Source organism: Thioalkalivibrio sulfidiphilus HL-EbGr7, assembly GCF_000021985.1.
GTDB classification, from domain to species: Bacteria; Pseudomonadota; Gammaproteobacteria; order Ectothiorhodospirales; family Ectothiorhodospiraceae; genus Thioalkalivibrio_A; species Thioalkalivibrio_A sulfidiphilus.
The window spans coordinates 951612-968722 of record NC_011901.1; the positions used below are offsets into that span (position 1 = coordinate 951612).

General features: G+C 68.3%; 15 protein-coding genes, 1 tRNA gene and 1 pseudogene. 8 read left to right on the top strand and 9 right to left on the bottom strand.

All coding sequences use genetic code 11. From position 1 onward, the window contains the following. The first annotated feature begins 29 nt into the window (after positions 1–29). Positions 30–105 (top strand) — tRNA-Glu (locus tag TGR7_RS04365). 38 nt (positions 106–143) lie between these two features. On the opposite strand, the gene TGR7_RS04370 is transcribed toward TGR7_RS04365, so the two are convergent. Both TGR7_RS04370 and TGR7_RS04375 read right to left on the bottom strand, forming a co-directional pair. Beyond that, a complete protein-coding gene (locus tag TGR7_RS04370) occupies positions 144–599 on the bottom strand; it encodes an NUDIX domain-containing protein (protein WP_012637462.1) in 456 nt (151 codons plus the stop codon). Positions 600–767: 168 nt separating this feature from the next. Then, on the bottom strand, positions 768–1145 hold the full coding sequence (locus tag TGR7_RS04375) for an RNA-binding S4 domain-containing protein (RefSeq protein ID WP_012637463.1): 378 nt from the start codon (positions 1143–1145) through the stop codon (positions 768–770). Between the two features lie 255 nt (positions 1146–1400). Between TGR7_RS04375 and TGR7_RS04380 the strand changes: the two genes are divergently transcribed. Continuing rightward, positions 1401–2069 (top strand): glutathione S-transferase family protein, encoded by a 669-nt coding sequence (locus TGR7_RS04380; RefSeq protein WP_012637464.1) that lies wholly within the window; start codon positions 1401–1403, stop codon positions 2067–2069. A 3-nt stretch (positions 2070–2072) separates the two neighbouring features. Here TGR7_RS04380 and TGR7_RS04385 read toward each other — a convergent pair whose 3' ends face one another. The 7 genes and pseudogenes from TGR7_RS04385 to queG all read right to left on the bottom strand — a co-directional run bounded on the left by TGR7_RS04385 (position 2073) and on the right by queG (position 9791). Next, positions 2073–3062: an NAD(P)/FAD-dependent oxidoreductase gene (locus TGR7_RS04385; RefSeq protein WP_012637465.1), complete on the bottom strand. Its 990-nt coding sequence runs from the start codon at positions 3060–3062 to the stop codon at positions 2073–2075. Between the two features lie 283 nt (positions 3063–3345). Further along, on the bottom strand, positions 3346–3798 hold the full coding sequence (locus tag TGR7_RS04390; protein WP_012637466.1) for a YcgN family cysteine cluster protein: 453 nt from the start codon (positions 3796–3798) through the stop codon (positions 3346–3348). 10 nt (positions 3799–3808) lie between these two features. Continuing rightward, positions 3809–4438, bottom strand: a complete 630-nt coding sequence (locus TGR7_RS04395) for a hypothetical protein (RefSeq protein WP_012637467.1) — start codon at positions 4436–4438, stop codon at positions 3809–3811. Between the two features lie 207 nt (positions 4439–4645). Next, a pseudogene (locus tag TGR7_RS17740) lies at positions 4646–4840 on the bottom strand (J domain-containing protein); the annotation flags it as partial. Between the two features lie 147 nt (positions 4841–4987). Continuing rightward, positions 4988–6475, bottom strand: coding sequence for an SLC13 family permease (locus TGR7_RS04400; RefSeq protein ID WP_012637468.1), 1488 nt, complete (start codon positions 6473–6475; stop codon positions 4988–4990). An 83-nt stretch (positions 6476–6558) separates the two neighbouring features. Then, on the bottom strand, positions 6559–8526 hold the full coding sequence (locus TGR7_RS04405) for a putative bifunctional diguanylate cyclase/phosphodiesterase (protein ID WP_012637469.1): 1968 nt from the start codon (positions 8524–8526) through the stop codon (positions 6559–6561). 173 nt (positions 8527–8699) lie between these two features. Continuing rightward, positions 8700–9791: a tRNA epoxyqueuosine(34) reductase QueG gene (gene queG, locus TGR7_RS04410; protein WP_012637470.1), complete on the bottom strand. Its 1092-nt coding sequence runs from the start codon at positions 9789–9791 to the stop codon at positions 8700–8702. A gap of 184 nt (positions 9792–9975) precedes the next feature. Between queG and TGR7_RS04415 the strand changes: the two genes are divergently transcribed. The 6 genes from TGR7_RS04415 (at position 9976) to hfq (ending at position 17068) form a co-directional block, all read left to right on the top strand. Beyond that, a complete protein-coding gene (locus tag TGR7_RS04415) occupies positions 9976–11448 on the top strand; it encodes a bifunctional ADP-dependent NAD(P)H-hydrate dehydratase/NAD(P)H-hydrate epimerase (protein ID WP_012637471.1) in 1473 nt (490 codons plus the stop codon). Beyond that, positions 11445–11915: a tRNA (adenosine(37)-N6)-threonylcarbamoyltransferase complex ATPase subunit type 1 TsaE gene (tsaE, locus tag TGR7_RS04420; protein WP_012637472.1), complete on the top strand. Its 471-nt coding sequence runs from the start codon at positions 11445–11447 to the stop codon at positions 11913–11915. Before TGR7_RS04415 ends, tsaE begins: the two co-directional genes overlap by 4 nt. 277 nt (positions 11916–12192) lie before the next feature. Further along, positions 12193–13611, top strand: coding sequence for an N-acetylmuramoyl-L-alanine amidase (locus TGR7_RS04425; RefSeq protein ID WP_012637473.1), 1419 nt, complete (start codon positions 12193–12195; stop codon positions 13609–13611). Between the two features lie 120 nt (positions 13612–13731). Further along, entirely contained in the window at positions 13732–15567 is a 1836-nt protein-coding gene (gene mutL / locus TGR7_RS04430; protein WP_012637474.1) for a DNA mismatch repair endonuclease MutL, read from the top strand. Between the two features lie 176 nt (positions 15568–15743). Continuing rightward, positions 15744–16694 carry a tRNA (adenosine(37)-N6)-dimethylallyltransferase MiaA gene (gene miaA / locus TGR7_RS04435; RefSeq protein ID WP_245523029.1) on the top strand — a complete coding sequence of 317 codons (951 nt, stop codon included), beginning with the start codon at positions 15744–15746 and terminating at the stop codon, positions 16692–16694. 131 nt (positions 16695–16825) lie between these two features. Continuing rightward, positions 16826–17068 carry an RNA chaperone Hfq gene (gene hfq / locus TGR7_RS04440; RefSeq protein ID WP_012637476.1) on the top strand — a complete coding sequence of 81 codons (243 nt, stop codon included), beginning with the start codon at positions 16826–16828 and terminating at the stop codon, positions 17066–17068. The last annotated feature ends 43 nt before the right edge of the window (positions 17069–17111 follow it).

Sequence of the window (17111 nt, forward strand, 5' to 3'; positions counted from 1 at the left end):
ACCAGCTTTGCTGCACGCGTAGTCACTACGCTCCCTTCGTCTAGCGGTCTAGGACGTCGCCCTCTCACGGCGAAAACAGGGGTTCGAGTCCCCTAGGGAGCGCCATTTTCTTCAAGGATGAAGGTGGAAGGCCGAAGCATGAATCAGGCCGATCCACCCGTCATCCGGTCTTCCCCGAGTTTCTTTCCCTCTCCCGTTTTGAGCCATCTCAGGTAGTCGGCCAGGATCGTGCCGTGGTCGAACACCAGGGGCAGGCCGGTGTCGCGGGCATCCACGCACCTGAGGTTGCGGGCATCATCCGCCGCCCGGGGTTCACCCCGGCCCTTGGCCACGTAGACCGCGCTCACCGTGTGCCCACGCGGATCCCGCGCCGGGTCCGAATAGCAGCCCAGCAGGGCCTCCAGCCGCACCTCCAGGCAGGTCTCCTCCCGGGCCTCGCGCACCGCGGCCGCCTCCAGCGTCTCGCCCACGTCCACGAAGCCCCCGGGCAGGGCCCAGCCATGGGGCGGGTTGCGCCGCTCGATCAGCACGATGCTGTGCGGGTCTTCCGCCAGGCGGATGATCAGGTCGACGGCGATGAGGGGGGTGACGGGGCGCATCTGTGAAGTACGAAGTGTGAATTGGGAAAGGAAGTACGAAGTGTGAATTGGGAAGTGCGAGATGAAGTATGAAGTGGGAATTGGGAAGTAGGAAGTACAGGCTTTTCACTTCGCACTTCCCAATTCCCACTTCCCAATTCCCACTTCCCACTTCTCACTTCCCCGTTCTCACTTCCCAAGGAGTTTCCTCAACTGGCGTCTTTCCCGCTTGTCCGGCCGATGGTCCATGTGGGGTGTGGCGGCGTGCAGCAGGCGGCGTTGTTCCGCTTCGGCCTCGCGCCGGGCGCGGCTCTCGGGGCGCTCCGCGTACAGTCGCTGGGCCTCGGCGGCGGGCCGGCGTTGTTCGTTCAGCCCCAGGATCTCCACCTCCCAGGTCTCCTGCCCGCGGGTGATGCGCAGGTGCTCTCCGGGGCGCACCGCCCGGGCGGGTTTGACCCGCTCGCCGCCCACGTGCACCTTGCCGCCGCTGACCGCCTCGGCGGCCAGCGCCCGGGTCTTGAAGAAGCGCGCGGCCCAGAGCCATTTGTCGATGCGTTGTGAGTCCATGAGGGCAAGTGGCAAGTGGCAAGTGGCAAGTGGCAAGTGGCAAGTGGCAAGTGGCAAGTGGCAAGTGGCAAGTGGCAAGTGGCAAGTGGCAAGTGGCAAGTGGCAAGGATAGCATCGCGTGCCTTTGTGCCCAGTAGAGACGTTTTGTTCCTGCGCAATTCCTCTGCGCCTCCGCGTCTCTGCGGCAAATCGCCTTTCGCCGCAAGTACCATCGGCTATGATGAGGATCTTTCCACTCACACCGGCCCCACGACCATGCACCTGAAACTCGTCAGCTTCGACCTGTGTCCCTTCGTGCAACGCAGCGTCATCACCCTGCGCTACAAGCAGGTGGACTTTGACATCGAGTACATCGACCTGGAGAACCCGCCGGGGTGGTTCCTGGAGATCTCGCCGCTCGGCAAGGTGCCGCTGCTGATCGTGGACGGGGAGACGGTGCTGTTCGAATCGGCGGTGATCAACGAGTTCGTCGACGACATCACCCCGCCGCGGCTGCAGCAGGACGACCCGCTGGCCCGGGCCCTGGACCGGGGCTGGGTGGAGTACGGTTCCCAGTGCATCATGGACCAGTACGGGCTGATGGTGGCCAGCGATGCCCAGGCCTTCGAGGAGGCCCATCACCGGGTGCTGGCGCAGCTCGCGCGCCTGGAGCAGAAACTGGGCGACGGACCCTGGTTCAACGGCGCGCACTTCAGCCTGGTGGATTCCACCTGCGCGCCGCTGCTGATGCGCTACGCCATCCTCAACCGCCGCCACCGCCTGTTCGATGATGATGACTATCCGCGCCTGCACCGCTGGTGGCAGGCGCTGGCCGAATTGGATGCGGTGCGGGGTTCGGTGCCGGCGGACTTCGAGGACAGGCTCATAGCCTATCTGCGCCGGCGCGGCGGCTACGGCCCGGAGCTGTTCGCCGGTCAGGCCTGATCCTCAGGGTTGCAACAGGCGCTCGGACAGGGCGTGACCGCTCAGGAAGGCGGCCTCCACCCGGGGGGCCAGGCACCAGTCGCCGCACAGGGACAGGCCCAGGGACGCGTCGCGCAGGAAGGGCTCGCCCAGGGTGTGGATGGGGGCGGCGTGGGGCCAGAAGCGCGCCTCGGTGAACACCGGTTCCAAGCTCTCGATGCCTAGGGCCGTCTCCAGGGCCCGCAGCAGGTGGGCCAGCACCTCGGAGTCGCTGAGGTCCTCGTGGCCGACTGACCACTCGGGGGTGGCGTGCAGCACCCACGCCTCCCGCTGCACCCGGCCCGGCTTGCTGTTGTTGCGCGCCACCCAGGCAAGCGGCGACTGGTTCACATAGGCGGCATCGAAGGGCACCGGCAGGGGCTCGTCGAAGCCCAGCATCACCGCCCAGCAGGAGGTGGTCTCGAAGTGGGCCAGGCGCGTGCTCACCTGCGGCGCGGCATCGCCGAGGATGTCCAGGGCCATGGGCGCGGGCAGGGCGAGCACCAGTTCCCGGCAGCGGGCCAGTTCCACGCCCCGGCCGTCACGCAGCCGCCACAGGCCATCGACGCGATCGGCCCTGGCCACGGCCTGGTGTTCGCGCACGTCGCAGAATTCCGCCAGGTGGCGCACCAGGGCGCCCATGCTCGGCTGGGCCACGTAGCGTTCCGCGGATTCCCGGCTGATGAAGTCCCCCCGGTCCAGTTCCACCACCCAGCCCCGCCAGGGCATCACCCGCTGACCCGAAAGCCAGGTGTCCACGTAGCTGCGAAACACCGGGTCGCGCACGGTGAAGTACTGGGCGCCGGCGTCGAATTCAAAGCCCTGGGTGCGCAGGCCGTCCATGCGCCCGCCCGGATGCCCCGAGGTCTCGAGCACCACCGCACTGCGGTCACCCAGGGCCAGGCCCACGGCACAGGACATGCCGGCCATGCCGGCGCCGACGATGGCGATCTCGTGCTCCCCTGGGTTGGACATCCACGCTCCTGTTGGTTTTTTCACTGGCAGTGGCTCGTGCCGTCGGGCTGTCCTGCCCTTCGTGCCCGCGCCTAGCCCGCATATCTCACCACCCTTCTACTGCGGCCGCCGATCTGCGCGCTGTGACGGGGCGTGCTCCCTGCAGCCGGCTTGACGTAGTGTCGGCTACGCCTGCGCCGTCTTCCGCTCCGCGCGCCCCGTCACAGCGGCATCTCGACGCCCTCGCTACGAAGGGTGGTGAGATATGCGGGCTAGGCCGTCGGCGACGGCCTGTCAGACAAATTTACACGTCCCGGCCCGGCCACACCACGATGCGTGTCTCAAGGGGGTCGCCCTCGTCCTCGCTCACCACCCGGCCGCGCACCGAGACGCCGGCCCGGTGCACGCTGTCCGGGTCGCCGCTCACCAGGGGGTGCCAGGGCGCGAGCCCGCGACCCTCGGCCACCCGCCGGTAGGCGCAGCTGGGTGGCAGCCAGTGGAAGGCGGGGATGTCGGCGGGGGTGAGCTGGATGCAGTCGGGCACCCGCTGTTTGCGGTGCGCGTAGTCGCTGCAGCGGCAGGTCTCCAGGTCCAGCAGGCGGCAGGCCACGGCGGTGTGGTAGATCTCGCCGGTGTCCTCGTCCTCCAGCTTGTGCAGGCAGCAGCGTCCGCAGCCGTCGCACAGGGATTCCCACTGGGCCTGGCTCATCTGCGCCAGGGGCGTGGTCTCCCAGAAAGGGGCGCTGCCTTGACTCACGCTCGGGTGCTTACTGGACCAGGGATTCCAGGCCCTCGCCCCGCAGGATGCGGTCGCGCACCGAGGCGAAGTCCGCAGGCGGGGAGTAGTGCAGCATGTCCCGGCCCCGGTCGTTGAGCATCAGCACCAGGCCCTTGTCCGGGTACAGCCAGTACTGGCGTCCGTCCATCACCGGCAGGCGCTGGGCCGGTTCGCCGAAGCGGCGCAGCACCACCTCCGCGTCGTAGCGGGCGCGGGGCACGTAGGTGATCTCGCGCACCGGCAGGGCCAGGGCGGCCTCGGTCATGGCCTCGGAGAGTTCCAGGCGCCGGGCGCCGCTGGGCATGGGCCGGTTGCTGATGCCTTCCGCCACGATGCGTTCCACGAAGGCCTCGTCTGCATCCAGCAGGGTGACCAGGTTGGCCTCGAAGGGGCCGAGCTTCACGGAGCTGAAGTAGGCCTCCAGGGTGCGGCTGCCGTCGGGCAGGGTGAACAGGCCGATGCTCGGCAGCAGGCGCAGCTTCTGGCGCACCTCGTTGAGGGGGGTCTCGCCGAGGGTGATCTCGAACACCCGGGCGGTCCGGCCGTCCGGGGAGACCTCCACCTGCCAGGGCAGGTCCTGGTAGCCGGTGTCACGGGGCGTGCCGCCCAGCCAATACATCAACAGTGCTAAGACAGGCAATGCAAGGATTGTGTAGAGAATAAATTGTTTGAGTCCGCGACCAGAATTTCGACGTTTACTAACATCCGAGTGGGGTTGTATCTCATCATGATGATTTGACTCGATGTCTGGTGCAGTTTCGTGGCTGTCAGACTGTGAAGATCCCGGGTTACTCCTCTGCCGTTCAAGCCATGAATCGTATTCTTCGCGGGCCACTGGGTCAGAGAGCACCGCGTAAGCCTCATTGAGGGACCTTGTGATGCTCTCAGCTTGCTCTAATTGATCTGGGTTTTTATCAGGGTGCCATTTTTGAGATAGGTAGCGATACGCACCCTTGATCACTTCTTGGCTGGCGCTTTCAGCAATTTGAAGGGTGTCATAGTGGGTGGTGATGTTATTCATTGCTACCCCAGTGCTAGTACGAAACTAAAGACAAATCCGACGCAGATGACCATCAAGTGTCTGGGTATGATCGCGCCACGATGAAAGTGCTGTGTCAACGCACCACCGTTAACAGCAAGGCGGCGATGGTAGCACCGGGGTCGAGGGTCACGCACCCAGCACGGCCCGGGCCAGCAGCAGCACCGCCAGGCTCACCACCAGGAGCGCCACCGCGCTCAGGCGCCAGCCGGCGCGCACCATGTCCGGCACCGTGATGCGCCCGCTGCCGAACACGATGGCGTTGGGCGGTGTGGCCACCGGCAGCATGAAGGCGCAGGAGGCTGCCAGGGCCACGGGCACCGTGAGCAGCAGCGGGTCTTCCCGCAGGCTCACGGCCAAGGCGGCGGCCAGGGGCAGCAGGGTGGCGGCGGTGGCGGTGTTGCTGGTGACATGGCTGAGCAGCATGGCGGTAAGCGCGACGGCCACCACCACCACCCACACGGGCCAGGCGGCGAGTCCGCCCAGGGCCAGGGCCACCGCATCGGACAGGCCGCTGGTGCCGATGGCCGCCCCCAGGCTCAAGCCCCCGCCCACCAGCACCAGCACCCCCCAGGGCAGCTGGCGGGTGGCGTCCCAGTGCAGCAGGTTCTCGTCCCGCCCGCCGCCGGCGGGGATCAGGAACAGGGCCAGCGCGCCGAGGATGGCGATGCCCGGGTCGGTGAGCGACAGGCCGGGGATGAGCCGGTCCAGCAGCGGCCGGGTGAGCCAGGCCAGGGCGACCAGGGCGAATACCACCGCCACCCGCTGTTCCGGGCCGGTGATGGGTCCCAGGGTCTCACGCTGCTGCCGGATCAGGGCATCGATGCCCTCGATGCGCCGCCGGGGCAGGGGGAAGGCCCAGCGGCACAGCACCCACCAGCACACCAGCAGCAGGGTCAGGGAGACCGGCAGGCCCACCGCCATCCACTGGGCAAAGCCGATGTGCAGGCCGTGGTGTTCGGCCAGGAAGCCGGCCAGCAGGGCGTTGGGCGGGGTGCCGATCAGGGTGGCCATGCCGCCGATGTTGGCGGCAAAGGCGATGCCCAGCAGCAGGGCCAGGGCGAAGTTGAGTCCCTCGGATTCGGTCACCCCTTGTTCCTCAAGCAGCACCAGCACCGAGATGCCGATGGGCAGCATGAGCGCGGCGGTGGCGGTGTTGCTCACCCACATGCTCAGGCCCGCGGTGGCGGCCATGAAGCCGGCCACCAGCTGCTCCAGGCGCTGGCCCGCCGCGGACAGGATCAGCAGGGCGATGCGCCGGTGCAGGTTCCAGCGCTGCAGGGCGAGGGCGATGATGAAGCCGCCCAGGAACAGGAAGATCAGCGGGTTGGCGTAGGGGGCCGCGGCGGCGTTGATGTCCACGGCGCCCATCAGGGGCAGCAGACCCACGGGCAGCAGGGCGGTCACCGGGATGGGCAGGGCCTCGCTGACCCACCAGGTGGCCATGAGCACCGTGAGGGCCGCCACCTGCCAGGCGGCGGGGTCCATGTCCGCGGGCGGGCCGGACAGCAGCATGAGCGCGAACAGCCCCGGCCCCAGCAGCAGCCCGATCCGCTGGCGCCAGCGGGAACGGGACGGGCTGGCGGGGGTGGCTTGGGGGGCTTGGGGCTCTGCCATGGCGCGTCGTTGGGGGTCGGCATGTCAGGCCCCATTCTGAGCCCTGCGGACCTCGCAAGTCCAAGCCGGGGGCCTGAGCAAGCTCAGGCCCGGGCGATGCGGTGTTCGCGGGCGAGCCCATCCAGCCACAGGGTCATGGCTTGGGCATCCACTGGCGGGCTGAAGCCGAAGCCCTGGTAGCTGTCGCAGCCCTCTTTCTTGAGAAAGGCCAGCTGCTCTGGCGTCTCCACGCCCTCGGCCACCACCTCCAGCCCCAGGGTGCGGGCCATGGCGATGATGGTGGAGGCGATGGCCATGTCGCTGGCGTCGTGGGGGATGTCAGAGACGAAGCTGCGGTCGATCTTCAGGGCGTCGATGGGCAGGCGTTTCAGGTAGGCGAGCGACGAGTAGCCGGTGCCGAAGTCGTCGATGGCCAGGCGCACGCCCAGTGCCTTGAGCTCCGCCAGGGCGGTGAGAGTGTGTCCGTCGCCGGCCATGAGCACCGATTCGGTCAGCTCCAGTTCCAGGCTGCTGGCCGGCAGGCCCGTGTCGCGCAGGATGGCGTCGATCTGGCTGACCAGGTCCGGCTGGCGCAGCTGGCGCATGGACAGGTTCACGGCCATGTGGATGGGCTCGCCGTAGAGCCGCATCCAGGTCTGGGCCTGGCGGCAGGCGGTGCGCAGCACCCACAGGCCGAGCGGCGTGATCAGTCCGGTCTCCTCGGCCATGGGGATGAACGCGTCCGGCGCGGTCAGGCCCTTGTCGGGATGATGCCAGCGCACCAGGGCCTCCATGCCGATCATGACGTCGTCCTGCGTGCGCACCCGGGGCTGGTAGTGCAGGGTGAATTCCTCCCGCTCCAGGGCATGGCGCAGGCTGGTCTCCAGGGCCAGGCGGTCGTTGGCGGCCAGGGTCAGGGCGCTGGTGTAGAACTGGTAGTTGGAGCGGCCCTGGTCCTTGGCCTGGTACATGGCGGTGTCCGCCTTCATGATCAGCTGCTCGGCGCTCCTGCCATCCTGGGGGTAGAGGCTGATGCCGATGCTGCCACCCACGAACACCTCCTGTCCGTTGCTCAGGCGGTAGGGCTCGGCCAGTTCGGCGAGGATGCCCTCGGCCAGCAGGGACAGACCCTGGGGGTCGTCCACCTCGTCCACCAGCACGATGAACTCGTCGCCGCCCCAGCGGGCCAGGGTGTCCTCCTCCCGCAGGCGCCGGCGCAGTCGATCCGACACCTGGCGCAGCAGCTCGTCGCCGTAGGCGTGCCCCAGGCTGTCGTTGACCACCTTGAAGCGGTCCAGGTCCAGGAACAGGATGGCCACCTGCCGGTCCCGGCGCCGGGCCACGTCCAGGGCGTGGGAGATGCGGTTCTGCAGCAGGGTGCGGTTGGGCAGGCCGGTGAGCAGGTCGTAGTGGGCGATGTGCTCCAGCTGGGCCTGGGTGCGGCGGCGCTCGGTGATGTCCAGGCCCAGGGCAAAGAAGTACTCCACCTGTCCCTGGCCGTTGCGCACGGTGTTGCCATGCCATTCCACCAGCAGGCGTTCGCCATCCCGGGCCACCACGTGGCTCTCGTGCTGGATGGGGTGGCCGGTGCGCAGCATGTGCTGGAACACCGCGTGCAGGGCCTCCTGCTCGTCTGCGGGTACGCACAGGTCCGCGAAGGGGCGGTCGCGCACCTCCCGGGCCGAGCGGTCCAGGGCGCGCAGCATGGCCGGGTTCATCATGCGCACCCGGTGCCGGGTGTCGATGGCCACGAAGAAGGCCGGCGAGGCCTGGATGATGGACTGGGAGAAATCGCGCTCGCTGCGCAGGGTGGTGTTGGCCTCGCGCAAGGCCCGGGTCTGCTGTGCCACCTGGCGGCGCAGGGCGCGGTTGTAGATGCCCAGGCTCGCGAACAGCAGGGCCAGGAAACCGCCCAGGATCAGTGGCCAGAGCCAGACGTCGGCCGTGCCCTGGATCTGCCCGGACAGGTCCGCGCCCAGGGCCTGTCCCCAGGGCACGAGGCTTGATAACAGACCGGCCCGGGCGAGCGGGGAGCGAAGACTGCGGATGGTGCCAGGGAAACGTACTGGCATGGGGGCCTGCCCGCCGCCTGCGCGGCTATCGATCGGTAAATTCCGAATCAATAATATTATCAAATAATGAGTTTTCCGTCACAGATCTGTCACGATACGCGGTCCTGGCGGGCCGATGGGCGGCCCCCGGGCGCAGGCTGGGATTTCTCGGGAAATCTCTTTAAAACAGAAACCTAAGAATGTTGGACGCCCGTGTCGCGGCGCCTCAGGCGGGCCAGGGCCCAGCCGGCATGCTCGCGCACCAGCGGGGAAGGGTGGTCTGTTCGTGATTCGAGAACGCCGATGCTTCCCGGCAGGGCCTCGCCGTTGCCCAGGGCCACCGCCACGTTGCGCAGCCAGCGTTCATGGCCGATGCGCCGGATGGCGCTGCCCTCGGTGCGGGCCAGGAAGGTGGCCTCGTCCCAGGCCAAAAGCTCCGCCAGGGCTGGGCCGTCCAGGCCGTGCCGGGCGCGGAAGTCCGGCTCGGCGCTGAGCCGGGCGAAACGGTTCCAGGGGCACACCAGCTGGCAGTCGTCGCAGCCGTAGATGCGATTACCCATGAGCGGGCGCAGCGGTTCGGGGATGGCGCCCTTCAGTTCGATGGTGAGGTAGGAGATGCACAGCCGGGCATCCAGCTCGTAGGGGGCGACGATGGCCCGGGTGGGGCAGACCTCGATGCAGGCGGTGCAGGTGCCGCAGTGGGCCTCCCCGGGCGGGTCCGTGGGCAGGGGCAGGTCCGTGTACAGCTCGCCCAGGAAGAACCAGGAGCCGGCCTCCCGGGACAGCAGGTTGGTGTGCTTGCCGATCCAGCCGAGCCCGGCCTTCTCCGCCAGGGCCTTCTCCAGCACCGGGGCGCTGTCCACGAAGGCCCGGTAGCCGAAGGGGCCGATCTCGGCCTCGATGCGCGTGGCCAGTTGCTGCAGGCGGTTGCGCAGCACCTTGTGATAGTCCCGCCCCAGGGCGTAGCGGGAGACGAAGCCCAGGGCAGGGTCGTGGATCACCGACCAGGACTCCCGCGCCTCCGGGGGCTGGTAATCCATGCGTACCGAGATCACCCGCAGGGTGCCCGGGTGCAACTCCACCGGGCGCGAGCGCCTGGTGCCGTGACGGGCCATGTAGTCCATCTCCCCGTGGCGTCCGGCATCGAGCCACGCGAGCAGCCGGGACTCGTGCTCGTCCAGGTCGGTGTCACTGATGCCCACCTGCTGAAAGCCCAGTTCCAGGCCCCAGGCCTTGATGCGTCGAGCCAATTCCATGGCCTCGGTGTCGTTGAGTGCCTTGTGCATGGGCGTAGCTTAATTCGGATGAAGCTAAAAAGCCGGAACGCAAAGGCCGCAAAGGTTTCGCAAAGGACGCCAAGGACATCTTTTGATCTTGGAAAACCTTGGCGGCCTTGGCGCACCCCTTCGCGACCTTTGCGGGTTGCTTTGGATCATGCAAACGCAGACGCCGTCGGCACATAATGTCGGCATGAATCGCACCCTGCCCGCAGCACTCTACACCGCCACCCAGGTTCGGGAACTGGACCGGCGCGCCATCGAGAATCACGGCGTGCCCGGCTACAGCCTCATGACCTGCGCCGGACAGGCCGCCTTTGACCGGCTGCGTGAGCGCTGGCCCGAAGCCCGGCGCATCGGTGTGCTGTGCGGACCGGGCAACAATGGCGGCGATGGCTACGTCATCGCCCGCCTGGCCCGGGCCGCGGGGCTCGGCTGCTGGGTGCTGGAGGCGGGCGATCCGGCGCGCCTGAAGGGCGATGCCGCCCGGGCCCGGGCCGACTGGGTGCAGGCGGGCGGGACGCCATTCTCCGGTGCTGCGCCCTGGCCCGAGGCGGATGTGCTGGTGGATGCCCTGCTGGGCACCGGGCTCGACCGGGCGGTGGAGGGCGCCCTGGGCGGGCTGATCGATGCTATCAACGCCTCCGGACTGCCGGTGCTCGCAGTGGACATCCCCTCGGGGCTGCATGCCGATACCGGGGCGGTGCTCGGCCGGGCGGTGCGCGCGGCCGTGACCGTGAGCTTAATCGGCCTCAAGACCGGCCTGTTCACCGGCGAGGGGCCGGCCTGCTGCGGGGAAGTGGTGTTCGACCCGCTGGATGTGCCCGAGGCGGTCTACCGGGACTTGCCCCCCGCGGCCACCCGCCTGGATGCCGCCTGTATCCAGCGGCTCGGGCTCCGTGCCCGCAGTGCCCACAAGGGACACTTCGGCCATGTGCTGGTGGTGGGCGGTGACCGGGGCATGCCCGGGGCCGTGCGCCTGGCCGGGGAGGCAGCGGCGCGCAGCGGCGCGGGGCTGGTGTCGGTGGCCACCCATCCGGATCACGCCCCCCTGCTGCCCCTGGCGCGACCGGAGCTGATGGTCCACGGGGTCGCCACGCCCGCCGATCTCTCGCCCCTGCTGGCCCGGGCCACGGTGCTCGCGGTGGGGCCGGGCCTGGGGCAGGGGGACTGGGGCCGGGCGCTGCTGGGCCGACTGCTGGAGACGGGTCTGCCCCTGGTGCTGGATGCCGATGCCCTGAACCTGCTGGCCCAGGAAGGCGCGCGCCGTGACGACTGGGTCCTCACCCCCCACCCCGGCGAGGCGGCCCGCCTGCTGGGCCGCGACACCGCCTCGGTGCAGGCGGATCGCCTTGCCGCCGCCCGGGAGATCCAGGCCCGCTATGGCGGCGTGTGCGTGCTCAAGGGGGCGGGCACGGTGATCCGGGACGCCGAAGGCACCGCCATCTGTACCGGCGGCAACCCGGGCATGGCCAGCGGCGGCATGGGCGATGTGCTCACCGGCATCATCGCCGGCCTGCTGGCCCAGGGCCTGTCCACGGTCCTGGCCGCCCGCCTCGGTGTCTGTGCCCACGCCGAGGCCGCCGACCGGGCCGCCCGGGCGGGTGAACGGGGGCTGCTGGCCTCGGATCTGCTTACCGAACTGCGCGGAGTCGTCAATCCATGAAGACCGAATACAGCCTCTACCTGCCCGACGAACAGGCCATGATGGCCCTGGGGGCGCGTCTGGCCGCCAGCAGGCCCGAGGGCGGCAGGGTGGTGCACCTCACCGGCGACCTGGGGGCGGGCAAGACCACGCTCACCCGGGGCTGGCTGCGGGCCCTGGGGCATTCAGGCGCGGTTAAGAGTCCCACCTATACCCTGGTGGAAAGCTACCGCCTGGCGGGCCGGGACGTGCACCACTTCGACCTCTACCGCCTGGCCGACCCCGAGGAACTGGACTACCTGGGGCTGGATGACTACTTCGACGGCCAGGCCCTGTGCCTGGTGGAGTGGCCCGAACGGGGCGAGGGCGTGCTCAAGACCCCGGATCTCGCCATCCGGCTGACGGTGGCCGGTGAGGGCCGGGAGGCCCGGATCGAGGCCCTGAGCGAGGCGGGACGGGTCTGGCTGGAGGCGCTGGAAAGGGTTTGAAAACAGGTTGTTAGCCAAAGAGGACACAGAGGTCACAGAGGGGGGTAAAACATAAACCGGGTTCAGACACTCTGGGATTGACGCCAGACCCACAATGCCGACGTCCCTATGAGCTTCAAGATCTTTTCTCTGTGACCTCTGTGACCTCTGTGACCTCTGTGACAAAGAAGTTTTTCCAGCCAGACTCAAAATCTTATAAACGGCAGTAGAAGATTCCCCTATCTGCATGGATTAACTAGAAAATCCCTCTTGCATTTTGCGCTCGTTGGGTCACACTATGGCCAGGGAGCCTGAAATCCACCGGGAGTCCGTCGTGAGCCAGTCCAACCAGGGATATCCGAGACGCCGTTTTCTGCTGGAGCTGCTGCGCGCCTCCGGCATGACGGCCGCGTCCGTGATGGCCCCGGGCGTGCTGCTGGCCGCCGGCCGTCATCACCAGGTGCAGGGCATCCGCCTGTCCGCCCACGAGGGCCAGACACGGCTGGTGTTCGACCTCACCGGTCCCGTGGAACACAGCCTGTTCACCCTCACCGACCCGCACCGGGTGGTGATCGACATCCAGGGCGCCAGCGCCCGGGATCTGGTCGTGCCCTCCGTGCCCGACTCCGTGGTCTCCCGCCTGCGCTACGCGCCGCGCAACAACACCGACCTGCGGGTGGTGCTGGACCTGCGTGCCCAGGCCAACCCGCGCAGTTTCGTCCTGCGTCCCGGCGAGGGCGCCGGTCATCGCCTGGTGGTGGACCTGCAGCGCCAGGGCAGTGCCCTGGTCTCCGCGCCCGCCCCGCAGCCCCAGCAGCCGATCCGTTCCATGGACCAGCCCGCGCCCCGTCTGCGCGAGGTGGTAGTGGCCATCGACGCCGGCCACGGTGGCCGGGATCCCGGCGCCGTGGGCCAGGGCGGCACCCGGGAGAAGGACGTGGTGCTGGCCATCGCCCAGCGCCTGGAGCGCCTGGTGGCCCGGGAGCCGGGCATGAAGCCGGTGATGATCCGCACCGGCGATTACTTCCTGCCCCTGCGTGATCGCATCCGTCGCGCCCGGGATCAGCGCGCCGACGTGTTCATCTCCATCCATGCCGATGCCGCCCCGGACCGCCGGGTGCAGGGTTCCTCCGTGTACATCCTCTCCCAGGGCGGCGCCACCAGCGAGGCCGCCCGCTGGCTGGCCGAGCGCGAGAACGCCGCCGACCTGGTGGGCGGCGTGAAGCTGGACGACAAGGACGACGTGCTCGCCTCGGTGCTCCTGGACCTGTCCCAGACCGGCACCATCGAGGCCAGCGCCACCCTCGCCGACTCCCTGATCGGAGACCTGCACCGGGTGGGCAAGGTGCGCAGCCGCCGCGTGGAGCGGGCCGGTTTCGCCGTGCTCAAGTCCCCGGACATCCCCTCGGTGCTGGTGGAGGCCGCCTTCATCTCCAACCCCGCCGAGGAGCGCAAGCTGCGCACCCCGGCCTTCCAGCAGTCCCTGGCCGAGGCCCTGATGGGCGGCCTGCGCTCCTATTTCAGCAACCACGCCCCGCCGGGCACCATCCTGGCCGAGACCCGCCGTGGCCGCCACGTGATCCAGAGCGGCGAGACCCTGTCCACCATCGCCAGCCGCTACCAGGTCTCCCTGAACGAGCTGCGCCAGCACAACAACCTGTCCAACGACCGCATCAGCGCGGGGCAGGTGCTGGTGATTCCGAGAAGGGACAGTTGAGAGGCAGTGGCTAGTGGTTAGTGGCAAGTAGCAAGGGAACACCAACGAAAAGCCGGCAAATGCCGGCTTTTCGTTGGTGCCTTGCGTTAGACTTGCCACTTGCCACTTGCCACTTGCCACTTGCCACTTGCCACTGCCTTTAAATGTCCATCTCCCAACTCCCCCCCCCAGCTCATCAACCAGATCGCCGCCGGCGAGGTGGTGGAGCGTCCGGCCTCGGTGGTCAAGGAACTGCTGGAGAACAGCCTGGACGCCGGCGCCCGGCGCATCCAGGTGGACGTGGAGCAGGGCGGGGTGCGGCGCATCCGCATCCGCGATGACGGCACGGGCATCCCGCCGGATGAACTCTCCCTGGCCCTGTCGCGCCACGCCACCAGCAAGATCGCGAGCCTCGAGGACCTGGAGCGGGTGGCGAGCCTGGGGTTTCGCGGCGAGGCCCTGCCGAGCATCGCCTCGGTCTCGCGCCTGACGCTCACCTCGGCCACCCCGGAGGCGGACAGCGGCTGGACCATCCAGGGCGACGGCGGCGACCGCTTCGAGGCGCCCATGCCCGCGGCCCATCCCCAGGGCACCACCGTGGACGTGAAGGACCTGTTCTTCAACGTGCCGGCGCGGCGCAAGTTCCTGCGCGCCGAGCGCACCGAGTTCGGCCACCTGGAGGAGGTGGTGCGGCGCATCGCCCTGTCCCGCTTCGGCGTGGGCTTCGAGCTGACCCACAACCAGAAACCGGGCCTGCGCCTGCCGCCGGCCAGCGACGAGGCGGGCCAGCTGGATCGGGTGGCGGCCATCTGCGGCGAGGCCTTCGCCACCCAGGCGGTGCGCATCGACCACGAGGCGGCGGGGCTGCGCCTGTCCGGCTGGCTGGGCCTGCCCACCTATTCCCGCAGCCAGGCGGACCTGCAGTACTTCTATGTGAACGGGCGCATGGTGCGCGACCGGCTCATCAGCCACGCGGTGCGCCAGGCCTACCAGGACGTGCTGTTCCACGGCCGTCACCCCGCCTTCGTGCTGTACCTGGAGCTGGATCCGGCCCTGGTGGACGTCAATGCCCACCCGGCCAAGCACGAGGTGCGCTTCCGGGAATCGCGCCTGGTGCACGACTTCCTGTTCCGCAGCCTGCACCGGGTGCTGGCGGAGCTGCGCCCGGGCCAGGCGGTGGCACCGGCGCGGCTTGAAACCCCCGGGCGGGAGCCGGCTGCGGAGTCACGTGCCGGGGGTGACTGGGGCGGAGCAGGCTGGCGCCCCAGCCAGTCCGGGCTCGGCCTGCGGGTGGCCGAGGTGATGGAGACCTATGCGAGCCTGCACACGCCTGCCGCGCCGGCGGCCATGCCGATGTCCCCGGTCATGGCGTTCGAGCGGCAGGCCGAGGAACTGCCGCCCCTCGGCTATGCCCTGGCGCAGCTGCACGGGGTCTACATCCTGGCCCAGAACGCCGAGGGCCTGGTGCTGGTCGACATGCATGCCGCCCACGAGCGCATCACCTACGAGCGTCTCAAGCGCGGCTACTGGGGCGAGGGGCTCAAGTCCCAGCCCCTGCTGGTACCGGCCACCCTGAACGTGAGTGCGCGCGAGGCGGACCGGGTGGAGACCGATGCCGAGGCCTTCAGCCGCTTCGGCTTCGAACTGGAGCGCATCGGACCCGAGCAGCTGCGGGTGCGCGCCGTGCCCACCCTGCTGGCCCGGGCCGACACCGAGACCCTGGTGCGCGACGTGCTCGCCGACCTGCTCGCCCACGGCGAGTCCAGCCGGGTGGAGGAGACCGTCAACGAGCTTCTGGCGGGCATGGCCTGCCACGGTTCCGTGCGCGCCAACCGCCAGCTCACCGTGCCGGAGATGAACGCCCTGCTGCGGGACATGGAGGCCACCGAGCGCAGCGGCCAGTGCAACCACGGCCGCCCCACCTGGGTGCAGTTGAGTATGGGGCAGTTAGATAAGCTGTTCATGCGCGGACAGTGAAGAAGGGCGATTGAAATGCGACGTGGGAATTTGGAAGTGGGGATATGAAGTAAGAAGTGCGAATTGGGAAGTGCGAAGCAGACACCCCGCCTTTTCTCGCTTCCCAATTCTCATTTCTCATTTCCCAATTCGTACTTCTCACTTCAACAGCCGCCTGACAAGTGATGCCTCAGCCCATGTCTCCCCCCGCCATCTTCCTCATGGGCCCCACCGCCTCCGGCAAGACCGACCTGGCGGTGGAGCTGGTGCGGCGCCTGCCCTGCGAGATCATCAGCGTGGATTCCGCCCTGGTGTACCGGGGCATGGACATCGGCACCGCCAAGCCGGGGCCGGAGATCCTGGCCGAGGCGCCCCATCGCCTGATCGACATCCTCGATCCCGCCGAGGCCTACTCGGCGGCGCGCTTCCGGGAGGATGCCCTGGCGGCCATGGCCGAGATCGCCGCGGCGGGCCGGGTGCCCCTGCTGGTGGGCGGCACCATGCTGTATTTCCGCGCCCTGGAGTTCGGCCTGGACCGGTTGCCCGAGGCGGACCCCGAGGTCCGCGCGCAGATCGAGGCTGAGGCGGCCGCCTCGGGCTGGGAGGCGATCCATGCCCGTCTCGCGGCGGTGGACCCGCCATCCGCCGCGCGCATCCACCCCAACGACCCCCAGCGCCTGCAGCGGGCCCTGGAGGTCTACCTGCTCACCGGCCGTCCCCTGTCCGCCTTCCACGGGGGTGCAGATGCATCGACGCTGCCCTACCGACTGCTGCGCCTTGCCCTGATCCCCGCCGACCGGGCGGCGCTTCGGGAACGGATTGCACGGCGTTTCGATCAAATGCTGGAACTGGGCTTGATTCACGAGGTCGAGACCTTATATCGGAGGGAGGATCTGAATCCCTCTCTGCCGGCCATCCGCGCCGTGGGTTACCGGCAGGCCTGGGCCTACCTGGCCGGCGAGATGGATTTCGAGACCATGCGCAGCAAGGCCATCATCGCCACCGGGCAGCTGGCCAAGCGGCAGCTCACCTGGCTGCGCAGCTACCCGGGCATCGAGGTCCTGGAGATGGAGCAGCTGGACCCCGCGGCCGTGGTGGCCCGGGTCCGGGCCCATCTGGAAGCGGCCCGGGCAGGCGCCGGGCCGTGAAACAATCGACGTCGCATTTTGCGACCCTATGCTAGACTGCAAAAAGAGCTGATTTCGGGTGCAAATCCCGTCTCTGCCCGGATTCGGCAGAGCCCAAAACACCACATCCACGAGACTCAAGGAGTACGCTCATGTCAAAAGGGCAGACCTTACAAGAACCCTTCCTCAACGCGCTGCGCAAGGAGCGGATCCCGGTGTCCATCTACCTGGTCAACGGCATCAAGCTGCAGGGCCAGATCGATTCCTTCGACCAGTTCGTGGTGCTGCTGAAGAACACCGTCAGCCAGATGGTCTACAAGCACGCCATCTCCACCATCGTGCCCTCCCGGCCGGTGAAACTGGCCATGCCCGAGGACATGCAGCCGGAAGACTGAGGTCTTCCGCCTCGGCAGGCCCATGACCCTCAAAGAGACCGCC